This window comes from Shimwellia blattae DSM 4481 = NBRC 105725 (assembly GCF_000262305.1).
Lineage (GTDB): Bacteria > Pseudomonadota > Gammaproteobacteria > Enterobacterales > Enterobacteriaceae > Shimwellia > Shimwellia blattae.
This window is the reverse complement of sequence record NC_017910.1, coordinates 3,523,244-3,537,480: the sequence shown is the minus strand read 5'-3', so window position 1 is coordinate 3,537,480 and position 14,237 is coordinate 3,523,244. Positions and strand designations below refer to the sequence as shown.

12 protein-coding genes are annotated in these 14,237 nt (G+C 58.3%); 7 read left to right on the top strand and 5 right to left on the bottom strand.

Translation table 11 applies throughout. The features are described 5' to 3' along the window. Window positions 1-144: 144 nt before the first annotated feature. The 5 genes from ansB to EBL_RS16560 all read left to right on the top strand — a co-directional run bounded on the left by ansB (window position 145) and on the right by EBL_RS16560 (window position 3,409). Window positions 145-1,191 (top strand): L-asparaginase 2, encoded by a 1,047-nt coding sequence (gene ansB / locus EBL_RS16580; RefSeq protein WP_002444114.1) that lies wholly within the window; start codon window positions 145-147, stop codon window positions 1,189-1,191. A gap of 137 nt (window positions 1,192-1,328) precedes the next feature. Beyond that, complete coding sequence (locus EBL_RS16575) at window positions 1,329-1,643, top strand: antibiotic biosynthesis monooxygenase family protein (protein WP_002444113.1); 315 nt, start codon at window positions 1,329-1,331, stop codon at window positions 1,641-1,643. A gap of 1 nt (window position 1,644) precedes the next feature. Next, complete coding sequence (locus tag EBL_RS16570) at window positions 1,645-2,028, top strand: hypothetical protein (protein WP_002444112.1); 384 nt, start codon at window positions 1,645-1,647, stop codon at window positions 2,026-2,028. Window positions 2,029-2,033: 5 nt separating this feature from the next. Then, complete coding sequence (locus EBL_RS16565; RefSeq protein ID WP_002444111.1) at window positions 2,034-2,747, top strand: ArsR/SmtB family transcription factor; 714 nt, start codon at window positions 2,034-2,036, stop codon at window positions 2,745-2,747. Window positions 2,748-2,899: 152 nt separating this feature from the next. Further along, on the top strand, window positions 2,900-3,409 hold the full coding sequence (locus EBL_RS16560; RefSeq protein ID WP_002444110.1) for an SRPBCC family protein: 510 nt from the start codon (window positions 2,900-2,902) through the stop codon (window positions 3,407-3,409). A 35-nt stretch (window positions 3,410-3,444) separates the two neighbouring features. On the opposite strand, the gene sodC is transcribed toward EBL_RS16560, so the two are convergent. The 3 genes from sodC to EBL_RS16545 all read right to left on the bottom strand — a co-directional run bounded on the left by sodC (window position 3,445) and on the right by EBL_RS16545 (window position 7,366). Further along, window positions 3,445-3,984, bottom strand: a complete 540-nt coding sequence (gene sodC, locus EBL_RS16555) for a superoxide dismutase family protein (RefSeq protein ID WP_002444109.1) — start codon at window positions 3,982-3,984, stop codon at window positions 3,445-3,447. Between the two features lie 127 nt (window positions 3,985-4,111). Next, complete coding sequence (gene fumA, locus EBL_RS16550; protein WP_002444108.1) at window positions 4,112-5,761, bottom strand: class I fumarate hydratase FumA; 1,650 nt, start codon at window positions 5,759-5,761, stop codon at window positions 4,112-4,114. Between the two features lie 99 nt (window positions 5,762-5,860). Continuing rightward, a complete protein-coding gene (locus EBL_RS16545; RefSeq protein ID WP_002444107.1) occupies window positions 5,861-7,366 on the bottom strand; it encodes an anion permease in 1,506 nt (501 codons plus the stop codon). Window positions 7,367-8,061: 695 nt separating this feature from the next. Between EBL_RS16545 and EBL_RS16540 the strand changes: the two genes are divergently transcribed. Then, window positions 8,062-10,845, top strand: a complete 2,784-nt coding sequence (locus EBL_RS16540) for a flavocytochrome c (protein ID WP_002444106.1) — start codon at window positions 8,062-8,064, stop codon at window positions 10,843-10,845. Between the two features lie 90 nt (window positions 10,846-10,935). Next, entirely contained in the window at window positions 10,936-11,859 is a 924-nt protein-coding gene (locus EBL_RS16535) for an FAD:protein FMN transferase (RefSeq protein ID WP_373278483.1), read from the top strand. On the opposite strand, the gene dcuR is transcribed toward EBL_RS16535, so the two are convergent. Both dcuR and EBL_RS16525 read right to left on the bottom strand, forming a co-directional pair. Beyond that, window positions 11,840-12,559 (bottom strand): two-component system response regulator DcuR, encoded by a 720-nt coding sequence (gene dcuR / locus EBL_RS16530; protein ID WP_002444104.1) that lies wholly within the window; start codon window positions 12,557-12,559, stop codon window positions 11,840-11,842. The two genes, EBL_RS16535 and dcuR, sit on opposite strands and share 20 nt — an antisense overlap. After that, complete coding sequence (locus EBL_RS16525; protein ID WP_002444103.1) at window positions 12,556-14,193, bottom strand: sensor histidine kinase; 1,638 nt, start codon at window positions 14,191-14,193, stop codon at window positions 12,556-12,558. Before EBL_RS16525 ends, dcuR begins: the two co-directional genes overlap by 4 nt. Between the last annotated feature and the right edge of the window lie 44 nt (window positions 14,194-14,237).

The following is a 14,237-nucleotide window of genomic DNA, read 5'->3' as shown; positions in this document are numbered from 1 at the left end:
CGGGGCAATTATCACGGACAAAAATTTGATCGTGACGATACTTCTGACAATTTGTTCTGCTTTCCTGGCATAAGTTCAGCGGGTGTCACTGTTAACAGGCCGTTAATCAAGATAATTGGCAGGCTTACATAACAGGAGGTTAGTATGAATGTCGCAACACGTAGTGTGCTTGCTGTCTTGATTGCGGGTTTTAGTGGTGCAGCGCTGGCGCTGCCTTCAGTAACGATTCTGGCCACTGGCGGGACTATCGCCGGCGGCGGTGAATCTGCGACCGGATCCAGCTATACCGCCGGTAAGGTCGGGGTTGAGAACCTGGTGGACGCGGTGCCACAGTTAAAAACGCTGGCAGCCATTAAAGGGGAGCAGGTGGTCAGCATTGGCTCCCAGGATATGAATGACGATGTCTGGCTGACCCTGGCGAAAAAGATCAACCAGGATTGTGATAAAGCCGACGGGTTTGTAATAACTCACGGCACCGACACCATGGAAGAGACAGCATACTTCCTTGATCTGACACTCAAATGCGACAAACCGGTGGTGATGGTCGGGGCGATGCGTCCTTCCACCGCCATGAGCGCAGACGGCCCGTTTAACCTGTATAACGCGGTCGTCACGGCGGTTGATCCGGCATCGAAAGGGCGCGGGGTACTGGTGGCGATGAACGATACCGTGCTGGATGCCCGCGATGTGACCAAAACCAACACCACCGGGGTAGAGACCTTCAAAGGGGTCAATTACGGCCCGCTGGGCTATATCCATAACGGGAAAATTGACTACCAGCGTGCCCCGCAGCGTAAACACACCACTCAGACCCCGTTTGATGTCAGCAAGCTGACGACCCTGCCGAAGGTGGGCATTGTGTATAACTATGCCAACGCCTCGGATCTGCCGGTCAAAGCCCTGCTTGAAGATGGCTACCAGGGCATTGTCAGTGCCGGTGTGGGTAACGGCAATATGTATAAAACCGTGTTTGATACCCTGGCAACGGCGGCCCATCAGGGGGTTGCGGTGGTGCGCTCTTCACGGGTGCCAACCGGCTCCACCACCCAGGATGCCGAAGTGGATGATGCCAAATACGGTTTTGTCGCCTCCGGCACGCTGAATCCGCAAAAAGCGCGGGTACTGCTCCAGCTGGCGCTTACCCAGACCAAAGATCCCAAACAGATCCAGCAGATCTTTAACCAGTATTAATCCCCTCTCCGGTGCCGGCACCCTGCCTGCACCGGTTTTCCTCCCGAAACCGCGCCGCCACATTTCGTCCGTCAGCGAAGTATCTGTCACCAGCCCTCCCTACACTGACAGGGTTTCTTACCGACAGGAGCCTGACGATGATTGCTGTACTGTTTGAAGTTAACGTTAAACCCGCAGGCCAGGCACGCTATCTGGCGCTGGCGGCCGGGCTTGCCCCGCTGCTGAATAAGGCCCCGGGCTTTATTGCGATTGAGCGCTTCCAGAGCCTGGCGCACCCCGGGAAAATACTCTCCCTGTCCTGGTGGGAGGATGAGCAGGCCGTTCAGGCCTGGCATCAGCACCCGGCGCACCGGGCGGCACAGCAGGAGGGGCGGGACAGCCTGTTTGAGCACTACCGCATTGTGCTGGCGAACATTACCCGGGAATACAGCGTGCCGGGCGGGGGGAAATAATATGTTTGATATTCATGTGATCATGGGCAACAACCCGGGGGCTCTGGCCTTAATGGGCAGTGCGCTGGGTAATCACGGCATTGGTCTGGAAGGCGGCGGGGTCTTTACGGTAGGCCAGCAGTGCCACGGCCATTTTCTGGTGGAAGATGGCCCCCGGGCCCGTGAGGTGCTGGTCAGGGCCGGTTTTGTGGTCGCGGCGGTCACGCGGCCGGTGATCCGCCGCCTGGCGCAACAATACCCGGGCGAACTGGGAAAAATAGCCCGGGCACTGGCTGCCCATGGCATCAATATTCTGGTTCAGTATAGTGATCACGATAACCGCCTGATCCTGATAACGGACGACGACGAACGGGCGCGCCAGATAACCAAACCCTGGGGGATATAGCCACCATGCCACAGCCCGCGATACCCGAAGACAACCTGCAGGATCCCGGGCTGGAAACAGCCATGGCCGGGCTGACAGCCGCCATGGCCGATCCCTCCCGGATCCGGATACTGTGCGCCCTGATGGATGGCCGGGCCTGGACGGCAACAGAGCTGAGTGTGGTGGCAGAGGTGGCCGCCTCTACCGCCAGCGCCCACCTGGCGAAGCTGCTAAGCCGCGGTCTGATAGGCTGCGTAACCCAGGGGCGCCACCGGTACTATCGTCTGGCCGGGGCTGAAGTGGCCAGTCTGCTGGAGAGCATTATGGGGGTGGCTGCCCGCCAGGCCGCTACCCCTGTCAGCCGCACCCCGGGCCGGTTACGGCAGATGCGCACCTGTTATGACCATCTGGCAGGCAGCGTCGCGGTGGCGATGTATCAGTCGATGCTGGATGCCGGATGGCTGGTGGCCGACGGCAGCCGCCTTACCGACAGCGGGCTGCGGCAGTTTACTGCTCTGGGTATCGCAACCGACCACCAGACCCGGCGTAAGCCCTGCTGCGCCTGCCTGGACTGGAGCGAGCGGCGCTTTCATCTGGGGGGCGCGGCCGGTGCCGCACTCTTATGTGCCTGTGAGCAAAAAGGCTGGATAACCCGGGTGGCCGGTTACCGGGAAGTGACCATCACCCCGGCCGGGCGGCGGGGTCTGCAGCGGGCCTTTGCCATTCAGATAGCGGGCTGAGGCCGCCTGGGCTTTATGATATAAAAATTCGTGATATTTATAATCAATAAATATGATTTAATTTATATGAAAACCGTCCCTATACTTCCCTCATCAGCGGCAAACGCCACCTGGTGGCAGGTGGCGGACCCGCACAGTAACGGGAGAACACCATGAACGCTATTCAGTGGCCGGAAAGCTACCTGCCAGGTTATACCGATAACTTTGTATCTAACGAGGTGATCGTCAAAGGGCTGACCAGCCGTGATATATGGCCATTCCTTAATGAGCCACACCGCTGGCCGGAATATTACACCAACGCGGCAGATATCCGTTTTTATGATGATAAAGGGCCGCAGCTGGAAAAGGGCGTGCGTTTCTTCTTTACCACATTCGGTTTTCCGGTTGATGCTGAGGTGGTGGAGTATATTCCCCCGGCAGCAGGGCAGCCTGCCCGCGTTGCGTGGCATGGCTGGTCCGGGGAAGGAGAGAGCCGTCTTGATGTTCACCATGCCTGGCTGATTGAAGATTTAGCCGGTGGCCGGGTGCGTATTCTGACCCAGGAATCCCAGCGGGGGAAACCGGCACAGACCCTGGCACAAGCCCACCCGGACCCGATGATTAACGGGCACCAGGACTGGCTGAAGGGCCTGGTGGCCGCTGCCCGAAAGGCCCGCGGATAAGAACGTCAGGGGGTGATTTGCCCGCCCCCTGGCCGCTAGTGAATAACCCCGCAGGCAAAGCGCACGCCGCCGCCGCCAAGTTTCGCCGGGTGATCCGCATAGTTATCCCCGCCCACATGGACCATCAACGCATGGTTTTTGACCTCGTCGAGCTTTTTCAGCTTCGGGGCCAGTACCGGATAACGGGCGTCGCCGTCAGCGGTGACCACCAGGCCGGGCAGATCCCCGCTGTGCCCGGCATCGTTATAGGGGCCCAGATGCTGGCCGGTATTTTGCGGGTCAAGATGGCCGCCCGCCTTCAGGGCCGGAACGGTTTTACCCTGATCTTCACCCGGTTCACAACTGGGGTTAGCGTGGATATGAAAGCCGTGTACCCCCGGCTCCAGCCCTTTTAGCTGCGGGGTGAAGAGTAACCCGTAAGGGGTTTCGGTGATACTGACATCACCCAGCGCTTTGCCCTGGCCGGTGGGCAGGGCCTCATAAACCGGAACGCTGACCGTGGCGGCCTGCACAGCGTGGGCAAACAGCCCCGCCGCCAGCGCGCCAGCCAGACGGGCACAGATGCGAAGTTTCATTGTCAGACTCTCCTGTGGTGGATGGACAATTGCGCAATACCTCTAACGAGGATAGTCAAACTCCGGGGAGAGGGGCAGGAAAAGGCGGGCAGTACCGGGGGCCGTGGGCCCCCGGTGTGGGATCAGCTTAGCGTTGGGTACAGCCCGCGCACTGATTATTCTGGATTTGTTTAAAGAAGTCGTTGCCTTTGTCGTCTACCAGGATAAACGCCGGGAAGTTTTCCACTTCAATTTTCCAGATGGCTTCCATCCCCAGTTCCGGGTAGGCCACACACTCCAGGCGCTTAATGCTCTGCTGCGCCAGCACCGCGGCCGGGCCGCCAATACTGCCGAGGTAAAACCCGCCGTGTTTCTGGCAGGCGTCTGTCACCTGCTGGCTGCGGTTACCTTTGGCGAGCATGATTTTGCTGGCCCCGTGGGACTGCAGCAGATCCACGTAAGAGTCCATACGGCCTGCGGTGGTCGGGCCTAACGAGCCGGAGGCATAACCTTCCGGGGTTTTGGCCGGGCCCGCGTAGTAGATGGGGTGATCTTTCACGTACTGGGGCAGCTCTTCGCCGTTATCAATCAGCGCCTTAAGTTTGGCGTGGGCAATATCACGGGCAACAATAATGGTGCCGTTCAGGGAGAGGCGGGTAGAGACCGGGAAGGCGGACAACTGCGCGAGGATGGCATCCATCGGCTGGTTGAGGTTGATGCTGACCCCATCGCCTTCACCGCTCTGGCGCAGTGCTTCGGGGATCAGGCGCCCCGGGTTGGCTTCCAGTTTTTCAATCCAGATACCGTCGCGGTTAATTTTCGCCTTGATGTTGCGGTCCGCCGAGCAGGAGACCCCCATCCCCACCGGGCAGGATGCTCCGTGGCGCGGCAGGCGGATCACCCGGATATCGTGGGCAAAATATTTGCCGCCAAACTGCGCCCCCAGCCCCAGATTACGGGCCTCTTCCATCAGCTCCTGCTCCAGCTGCACATCGCGGAACGCCTGACCATGCTCGTTACCGGAGGTGGGCAGGTTATCGTAATAGTGGGCAGAGGCCAGTTTCACGGTTTTGAGGTTGGTTTCAGCAGATGTCCCGCCAATAACAAACGCAATATGGTACGGCGGGCAGGCGGCTGTCCCCAGGGTACGCATTTTTTCCACCAGGTAGTTTTTCAGCTTGCCCGGGGCCAGCAGGGCTTTGGTTTCCTGATACAGATAGGTTTTATTGGCGGAGCCGCCGCCTTTCGCCACGCAGAGGAATTTGTATTCGTCACCGTCCACGCTGTACAGGTCTATCTGGGCCGGTAAGTTGGTCCCGGTGTTGACTTCGTTGTACATATCCAGCGCCGCGTTCTGGGAGTAGCGCAGGTTATCTTCCGTATAGGTGTTATACACCCCCCGGGCCAGGGCCGCTTCGTCCTGGCCGCCGGTCCAGACGTTCTGGCCTTTTTTACCCACAATAATCGCCGTACCGGTGTCCTGGCAGGTGGGCAGCACGCCTTTGGCGGCAATGTCAGAATTACGCAGGAACTGCAGGGCAACGTATTTGTCGTTTTCGCTGGCTTGCGGATCGGTCAGGATGGCGGCAACCTGCTGCTGGTGGGCCGGGCGCAGCATAAAGGCTGCGTCGTGGAAGGCGCGCTGAGCCAGTAAGGTCAGGGCTTCGGGTTCAACTTTCAGCACCGGCTGGCCGTCAAACTCGCTGACGGAAACATACTCTTTGCTCAGCAGGTAGTATTCGGTGTCATCACCGGAAAGGGGGAACGGATTCTGATAGTGAAACGGTTTTGTCGACATTGCGATTTCTCAGTTATCAGGCATCGGGAAGGGCGGTGGGCCGCTTCGCTGGCCGCTTTAAAATGACAACCGCCGGGGCATAACCCCGGCGGCGGTGAATCAGAACATCATGGACATCCACGGATAGCCGATCAGCAGCAGCGCGGCCAGGAAGAGGGCGCCGAAGATAGTCCCCAGACGCCAGTAATCTTTGGTTGGCAGATAACCGCTACCGTAATAAATCGGGCTCGGGCCGGTGCCGTAAGGGGTGATAATCCCCATCACGCCCAGTGAGGTGACCATCAGCAGCACAAACACTTCCATATTCATCCCCGGAATGGTTGAGGCAATGGTCAGCATAGCGGGCAGCAGCGCAGTGGTATGGGCCGTGGTGCTGGCAAACAGATAGTGCAGCAGGTAGAACGCCAGCAGCAGAACGATGGTTGCGGTCCCCGGGGCGATCCCCTGCATCAGGGTGCCGCCTTCTTTACCCAGCCAGGCGATAAAGCCCGTGGAGGAGAGGCCATCTGCCAGGGCCACCAGGGTGGCGAACCACACAAAGGTGTTCCAGGCGGCTTTATTGCTGGTGATATCGCTCCACTGCAGTACGCCGGTCCACAGCATTAGCACAATGATAAGCAGTGCGGCCATCGCCGGTTCAATCCAGCTGGCGGCAAAGATCCACATCGCAAGCGCGGCACAAACGAACACCAGCAGCAGAATTTCATTACGCGACAGTCTGCCCAGTTTTTCCAGCTCACGGCTCGCCCACAGGGGCACTTCGTCGTTCACTTTGACTTCCGGGGGGTAGAGCCAGTAAGCCAGCAGCGGCATGGCGAGGATCAACAGCACCCCCAGCGGCAGGAAGGCGATAAACCAGGTGCCCCAGGAGATATCGATCCCGAGGATGCTTTTCACCAGCGCCAGGGCCAGCAGGTTAGGGGCCAGGGCGGAAAGGAACATGGAGCTGGTGATACAGGCGGCGGTAATGGCAACCCACATCAGGTAAGAGCCGATTTTACGGGCGCTGGGATCGTTAGGCTTAGAGCCGTACAGCGGCGGTAAGTTGGCAATGATCGGGTAGATGGTCCCGCCGCTGCGGGCGGTGTTAGACGGGGTAAACGGCGCCAGCAGCAGGTCCGCCAGGGTGATGGCATAACCCAGGGTCAGGCTGCGGCGGCCCAGGTATTTCACCAGGATCAGCGCCAGGCGGCGGCCAAAGCGGGTTTTATCGTAACCGGCGGCAAACATAAAAGCGCCGAAGATAAGCCACACGGTGGAGTTGCCAAAACCGCTCACCGCCCACTTAAAAGACTGACCGGCGAGTTTAAATTTCGGATCTGCCAGCTGCTCCGGGCTGAACAGCAGCCAGTGGCTGCACAGGGCTATCACCACCACCCCGGTAAGGCCGATAACAGCCCCCGGCAGGGGTTCAAAGATAAGCCCGACAATCACACCCACGAAGATTGCAAAATAGTGCCAGGCGTAGGGCGGTAAGCCCGCAGGCACAGGAACAAACAGCAGCAGCACGGCAACAATTACCGGCAGTGCCAGCATCAGCAGGCGTTTGCCATTGCCGCCGGATGCCTTGCCCACAGGGGCGGGGGTTGCAGTTTTATCAGTCATAGTTGATATCTTAAGTAGTTAAGGATTCTGTTGCTCTCCCGCCGGTTTATTCATCAGGCGGGGTAATTATCCGGTCATTACTTTTTTTAGTTACATTACTTATTTTAATTTCGTAATAATGACTTTTGGATAATTAGTGAATAGCGATTTAACGCATCCGCGGTGCGTTAAATAAAATTTTTTGTATGTTGATATAATGCGCTTCTGGAGTGTAATTCATTTGATCGTGATCAAAAAAGCACATCCGGTGCTATTTAAGAAAATAAAAAAATTAACCCTAAATGGTTAATGGCTTTTCGCTGCGGGAAATAATATATTCGCTGGCGTGGAATTTTTTATCCTGTACTCTTTAGTGAGTACCGGCGTATATTATGCCCCCGGGCCGCCGCGTAGCCCCTGAAGCTCACGTCTGGCGCGCCCTGTGCCGGTAACCTGCCCGCCCCCCTGAACCGGCAGAAAGTAATTGAATCGTTATATTTACTTTATGGTTTGTAAAATAAATATTTTAAATAAATAACACCGGATGGGTACGGATGTTATTGGGCTACTTAAATAGTTTTTTAACTAATGTAATTACTTTAGTAACTAAAAATAGAACTATATTATAAATACAAATTCGGGAAGAACCACAATCAAAAATAAAACACCGATCCAGAATTCAGAAATTTCAATTTTAAAGTTTGGAGTTCAATATTATGAGCAGTAACGAGCGCATACTCAGCCCCTTTACGTTGCCCAATGGCACTGAGCTGAAAAATCGTCTGTTTATGGCCCCTATGACCACCTGCACGGGTTTTTATGATGGCAGCGTTACCGATGAGGTCGTGGAATATTACCGCGCCCGCGCCGGGAGTATTGGCACCATTGTGGTGGAGTGCTGCTTTATTGATGATCTGGGCCCGGCCTTCCCCGGGGCGCTGGGTATCGATAACGACGACAAGACAGAAGGGCTGGCGCGCATTGCCGCGGCGATCCACGAGCGTGGCTCTAAAGCCCTGCTGCAAATTTATCACGGCGGGCGGATGGTGGATCCGAAACTTATCGGCGGCCGTACTACCGTGGCCCCCAGCGCCCTGGCAGCTCCCCGGGACGGTGCCGCCACGCCGCGCGCCCTGAGTGGCGAAGAAGTCACTGGCATGGTCAGTAAATTCGGTGATGCGGTACGCCGCGCCATCCAGGCCGGGTTTGACGGTGTGGAGCTGCACGGGGCCAATACCTACCTGATTCAGCAGTTTTTCTCGCCCAATTCAAACCAGCGTGACGACGAATGGGGCGGCAGCCGCGAAAACCGCGCCCGCTTCCCGCTGGCGGTGCTGGATATCACCCATAAAATGGTGCGCCAGTACGCGGACGATGCGTTTATCATCGGTTACCGTTTCTCCCCGGAAGAGCTGGAAGTGCCGGGGATCCGCTTTGATGACACCCTGTTCCTGCTGGAAAAACTGGCCGAACGCGGGCTGGACTACCTGCACTTCTCCCTGGGAACGGCGCTGCGCCCGTCAATTAACGACACCGAAGACCCGACCCCGCTGATTAAAAAATATATTGCCCGGCGCTCTGAAAATCTGGCGCAGATCCCGGTTATCGGGGTGGGCGGCATTGTGAATGCGTCTGATATCGACCAGGCGATGGATAACGGCTACGACCTGGTGGCAGTTGGCCGGGCCTGTATCGCCTACCCGGACTGGACCGATCGCATTGCCCGGGGTGAACACCTGGAGCTGTCCATTGACAGCACCCAGCGCGAAGCGCTGGAGATCCCGCTGCCGTTATGGCGCTTCTTCCTTGTGGAAGCGATGATCCGCGACATGAGCATGAGCGACTCCATGTTCAAGCCCGGCGTCTTTCAGGAAACCGTGCAGGATGACAGCCGCGAACTGGTGGTGAATGTCAGCCTTGAAACGGACCATATTGCCGATATCGAACTGGTGTCCGGCGGCAGTGATGACGTGGAGTTCGTCACCAGTTTTGAAGAGATCCGCTCACGCATTCTGGATGCCAACACACCGCATGTGGATGCCATCTCCGGCGCCACCAGCCAGAGCGAGGCGGTGAAAAAAGCGGTCTCTAAAGCGATGTCCAAATCCGGCAAAGCGCTGGCGGCGGAATCCGGCGTGGTGGAAACCGGCCCTCGCCATGTTGACGTGGTGGTTATCGGCAGCGGCGGCGCTGGCCTGGCGGCGGCCATTCAGGCCCATGATGAAGGGGCCAGCGTGCTGGTGGTGGAAAAGATGCCGACTATCGGCGGCAACACGGTGAAAGCCTCCGCCGGGATGAACGCGGCAGAAACCCGCTTCCAGCGGGTGAAAGGTATCCACGACAGCAAAGCGCTGTTCTACGCGGAAACCCTCAAAGGCGGTAAAAACAAAAACAACCCGGCGCTGCTGCACCGCTTTGTGGAAAATGCCCCCCAGGCCATCGAATGGCTGGCGGATCGCGGCATTATGCTGAATGACATCACCACCACCGGCGGCATGAGTATTGACCGTACCCACCGCCCCCGTGACGGATCCGCCGTGGGCGGCTACCTGATTAGTGGCCTGGTGCGCAATATCAATAAGCGCGCCATCGACGTGATGCTGGACACCACCGTCACCGGGATCCTCACCGAAAACGGCGCGGTCACCGGCGTGCGCCTGGTCAATGACGAAAACGAAACCCTCACCGTCATGACCCACAGCGTGATTGTGGCTACCGGTGGCTTTAGCGCCAACAGCGACATGGTCGTGAAATACCGCCCGGACCTGGCAGGTTTTGTCACCACGAACCACAAAGGGGCCACCGGCGGAGGTATTAAACTGCTACAGGATATCGGGGCCGGTACGGTGGATATGGGGGAAATTCAGATTCACCCGACAGTGGAGCAGAGCACCTCTTATCTGATTTCTGAATCTATCCGTGGCGGTGGCGCTATCCTGGTTAACCAGCAGGGGGCGCGCTTCTTTAATGAGATGGAGACCCGCGATAAAGTCTCTGCGGCGATTATCGGGCTGGCGGAAAAATACGCCTACATTCTGTTTGATGAGCATGTGCGGGTGAAAAACAAAGCCGCCGATGAGTACATTGCCCGGGGACTGGTGACCAGCGCCAGCTCACCGCGCGAACTGGCGGCGCAACTGGGCATGGATGAGCACCAGCTCAGCGCAACCCTTGAGCGCTATAACGGCTTTGTGGCACAGCAGCAGGACAGTGATTTTGGCCGCACCACAGCCCTGCGTAACCCGATTAACCAGGGGCCGTTCTACGCCATCCGCATTGCCCCGGGGGTTCACCACACCATGGGCGGGGTGACCATTAACCCGGATACGCAGGTGCTCAATACCGATAAGCAGGCCATCCCGGGCGCCTATGCCGCCGGTGAAGTGGTCGGCGGGGTCCACGGGGGGAACCGCATTGGCGGTAACGCGGTGGCTGATATTATTATCTTCGGTACGCTGGCGGGACATATGGCCGCCAGCCGGGCGAAATCCGGCTTATAATACTCAATGCCCCGGCCTGCGCCGGGGCATTTTTTTAAGGAGAAGCCAGTGGCCAGTGCTGACGGTATATATAACTATTCTGCGGTGTTGATGGGCTCCCCCATTCAGTTGCGGCTGTTTGAGCACAACGAGGCGCTGGCCGGTGCGGTATTTCGCCTGATTAAGCGCTACGAAGATCTGTTTACCGTTAACCGCGAACCCTCAGAGGTGATGGCGATAAACCGCGCCGCAGGGCTGCACCCGGTGAGGGTCAGCCCGCCGGTGTATCAGCTGATCCGCTGCGCCAGAGCCGCCAGCCTGCTGCCGGGCAGCGCGTTTAACCTCGCCATTGGCCCGCTGGTCAAGCGCTGGAAGATTGGCTTTCACGGTGATTCTGTCCCCCCGGCGGCGGAGATCCAGCGCCTGCTGGCGCTGACCCGGCCCGGGCGGGTGATCCTCGACGACGCGGCCAGCAGCGTCTTTCTGGCCGACAAAGGCATGGAGATAGACCTCGGGGCGATAGCCAAGGGCTACATTGCCGATAGGGTGCGCGACTATTTACGCCGCGAGGGGGTAAGCGCCGGGCTGATTAACCTGGGCGGCAATGTTCACACCCTCGGGGCGCCGGGCGGCGGCTGGTCTGTGGGCCTTAAAACGCCGTTCGCCCCCCGGGATGCGCTGATAGGCACCCTGCGCGTGGCGGATAAATCCGTGGTGACCTCGGGGATTTATGAGCGCTACTTCGAACGCCATGGCCGGCGCTACCACCATATTCTTGACCCCCATAGTGGCTACCCGCTGGATAACGAACTGCAAAGCGTGACCGTTATATCCCCGGACTCCCTGGACGGCGATATCTGGACCACGCTGCTATACGGCTTCGGGGTAGAGAAGGGCTGCGCGGCCCTGCGCCAGCGCCCGGATCTTGAGGCGATCTTCGTCACCCGGGATAACCAGGTTATCTGCTCATCCCGGCGTCAGTTTCAGTTTACCCTGCTGGACGATAACTTCCGGGTTACTGACAGTATTGCTTAAGCAGCCCCACCTGGTCGGCCTGGAGCCGGTAGTGGTAGACCGGGCGCCCGGTGGCCCCGTAGTGGATGGTGGTGAACAGAATATTGATCTGCGCCAGCCAGATAAGGTACTTACGGCACGACACCCGGGAGATACCCACCGCGTTGGCCAGATCATCGGTTGAGAAGGCCTGTTCCGGGTGGGCGTCTATCCACTGGCAGATAGTGCGCAGGGTTTGCTGGGTCAGCCCTTTGGGCAGGCGGCGGGTGTCCGCTATTTCCGGGGGGCCGCTGTGCAGCAGGTTATCGACATCCGCCTGTTCGTAGTAAGAGTGGGCTTCCATCTGGTTATAGCGGTTGCGCCAGTTGAGCAGGGCCTCTTCAAAGCGCGGAAACTGGAACGGCTTAATCAGGTAGTCCACCACCCCGTAGTGCAGCGAGGTCTGAATAGTCGCCCGGTCAGAGGCAGAAGAGATCATAATCACGTCGACAGGCCGCCCGGTGGCGCGGATCACCGGCAGCAGATCCAGGCCGCTTTCCTGCTGCATATAGACATCCAGCAAGACCAGATCGATAGTGCAGGCGGGATCCTGGATTATGGCGCTGGCCTGGGCCAGGGTTGAGGCCACGGCGGCGCAGTTAAACCCCGGTATCCGCGCCACATAGCAGCGGTTGAGCTCTGCCACCATGGCATCGTCATCGACAATGAGTACGTTGATCATCTGTCCTTCCTCTTACTGTCCCAGGGGATATGTACAAAAAACTGTGTGAAAACTCCCGGCTCGGATTCCACACTGAGGGTGCCGCCCAGCCCTTCGACCTGCTGACGGGCTAAAAACAACCCCACGCCCCGGTTTTCTCCTTTGGTGGAGACCCCTTTTGCAAATATGGTCTGAATAATTTCCGGGGCGATCCCCGGCCCGTCATCGCTGACTTCACCGGTCAGCCAGCCGTCCTGATAGTGCAGCAGCAGGCTGATCTCCCCTCCGGGCTGCTGGCCCATGGCGTCCAGGGCGTTCTCAATCAGATTGCCAAGGGCGGTGATCAGCACCGTCACCTGCTGCTGGTTGGGGTTATCCGGCACCATACAGTCGTCGGCCAGGGTGAGAATATGCCCGGCCTCTTCGGTGCGGGTGATTTTCCCCAGCAGGAAACCGGCAATCACCGGGGATTTTATCTTATGCTGAATCGCCCCGATATCGGTCTGATAATTATGGGCGGTCTGGATAATATACTCCTCCAGCTTGTCGTAGCTGCGCATATGCAGCAGCCCGAGGATCACGTGGAGCTTGTTCATAAACTCATGGGAGTGCGCCCGCAGCGCATCCACATAATTGACCATCCCGTCCAGGCGCTGCATCAGCAGGCTGATTTCGGTTTTATCGCGAAACGTGCAGATAGCGCCGATAAGCTGGCCCTTACTGTGGACCGGCAGGGTGTTGCACAGTAACAGGTGGCGATTGCAGGCCACTTCGCGATCCTGAATGGGCTGGCCGCTGTGCAGCACTTCCCGCAGGCTGGCCAGCAGCGGGGCGTGGGGGGCGGTGCTGTCGTCCTCTTCCTGGTCGGTAACCTCCCCGGGCAGCAGCAGGGTGAGCCGGGCGGCCTGGTTCATCATGGTGATGCGCCCGCTGGCGTCAACGGCAATGACCCCCTCTTTCAGGGAGTGCAGCATCGCCTGGCGCTGCTCAAACAGGCTGGAGATCTCATAAGGCTCCAGGCCAAACAGAATACGCTTCAGGGCGCGCACCAGCAGCAGGATGCCGAAAGCCGCCACCAGCGCGCTAAACAGCAGTGTCCAGAACATGCTCCAGCGGCTCTGGCTGATGTGCTGATCGACAATACTGAGGGGGATCCCCACGGCCACCACGCCCGTTTGCTGCTGCTGCGCGTTATACACCGGGGTGTAAATCCGCAGCGCCAGGCCCAGAACCCCGTGGTTAATGGCGACATTCTCTTTGCCTTTCAGGGCCGGGTTAATATCGTCCCCGATGTAGTGTTTACCAATCATCGCCGGGTTGGGGTGCGAATAGCGCTGTTTTTGCATGTCGGTGACCACCACAAACAATAAATTATTGCGGGCGGTCACTTCGCTGACCAGCGGCTGAATACGGTTGTCTTCCCGGGGGGGCAACTGCAGGCCGTTAACGACTTCCGGGGTGCTGGCCAGGGTACGGGCAATGGCCCGGGCCGTCTCTTCCAGCCCGTCCCGGGAGGCGTTACCTATCTGAATAAAATAGAGGGTGTACACCACGGCCAGCACAATCATGATGACGCTGGAGACCATCAGTGTGACGGCGGTGCTGAGTTTCATCGGGTGTTTTCCGGCCCCCGGGCGTTGTGGTATTGCGCGCATTGACACCCCCTGGTAGTCATAAGGAGCGGGGATTATCACCGATG

Excerpts from the sequence above, each read along its gene's own strand:
- ansB (WP_002444114.1), top strand. The coding sequence starts at position 145 with ATGAATGTCGCAACACGTAGTGTGCTTGCTGTCTTGATTGCGGGTTTT.
- EBL_RS16575 (WP_002444113.1), top strand. The coding sequence starts at position 1,329 with ATGATTGCTGTACTGTTTGAAGTTAACGTTAAACCCGCAGGCCAGGCA.
- EBL_RS16570 (WP_002444112.1), top strand. The coding sequence starts at position 1,645 with ATGTTTGATATTCATGTGATCATGGGCAACAACCCGGGGGCTCTGGCC.
- EBL_RS16565 (WP_002444111.1), top strand. The coding sequence starts at position 2,034 with ATGCCACAGCCCGCGATACCCGAAGACAACCTGCAGGATCCCGGGCTG.
- EBL_RS16560 (WP_002444110.1), top strand. The coding sequence starts at position 2,900 with ATGAACGCTATTCAGTGGCCGGAAAGCTACCTGCCAGGTTATACCGAT.
- sodC (WP_002444109.1), bottom strand. The coding sequence starts at position 3,984 with ATGAAACTTCGCATCTGTGCCCGTCTGGCTGGCGCGCTGGCGGCGGGG.
- fumA (WP_002444108.1), bottom strand. The coding sequence starts at position 5,761 with ATGTCGACAAAACCGTTTCACTATCAGAATCCGTTCCCCCTTTCCGGT.
- EBL_RS16545 (WP_002444107.1), bottom strand. The coding sequence starts at position 7,366 with ATGACTGATAAAACTGCAACCCCCGCCCCTGTGGGCAAGGCATCCGGC.
- EBL_RS16540 (WP_002444106.1), top strand. The coding sequence starts at position 8,062 with ATGAGCAGTAACGAGCGCATACTCAGCCCCTTTACGTTGCCCAATGGC.
- EBL_RS16535 (WP_373278483.1), top strand. The coding sequence starts at position 10,936 with ATGGGCTCCCCCATTCAGTTGCGGCTGTTTGAGCACAACGAGGCGCTG.
- dcuR (WP_002444104.1), bottom strand. The coding sequence starts at position 12,559 with ATGATCAACGTACTCATTGTCGATGACGATGCCATGGTGGCAGAGCTC.
- EBL_RS16525 (WP_002444103.1), bottom strand. The coding sequence starts at position 14,193 with ATGCGCGCAATACCACAACGCCCGGGGGCCGGAAAACACCCGATGAAA.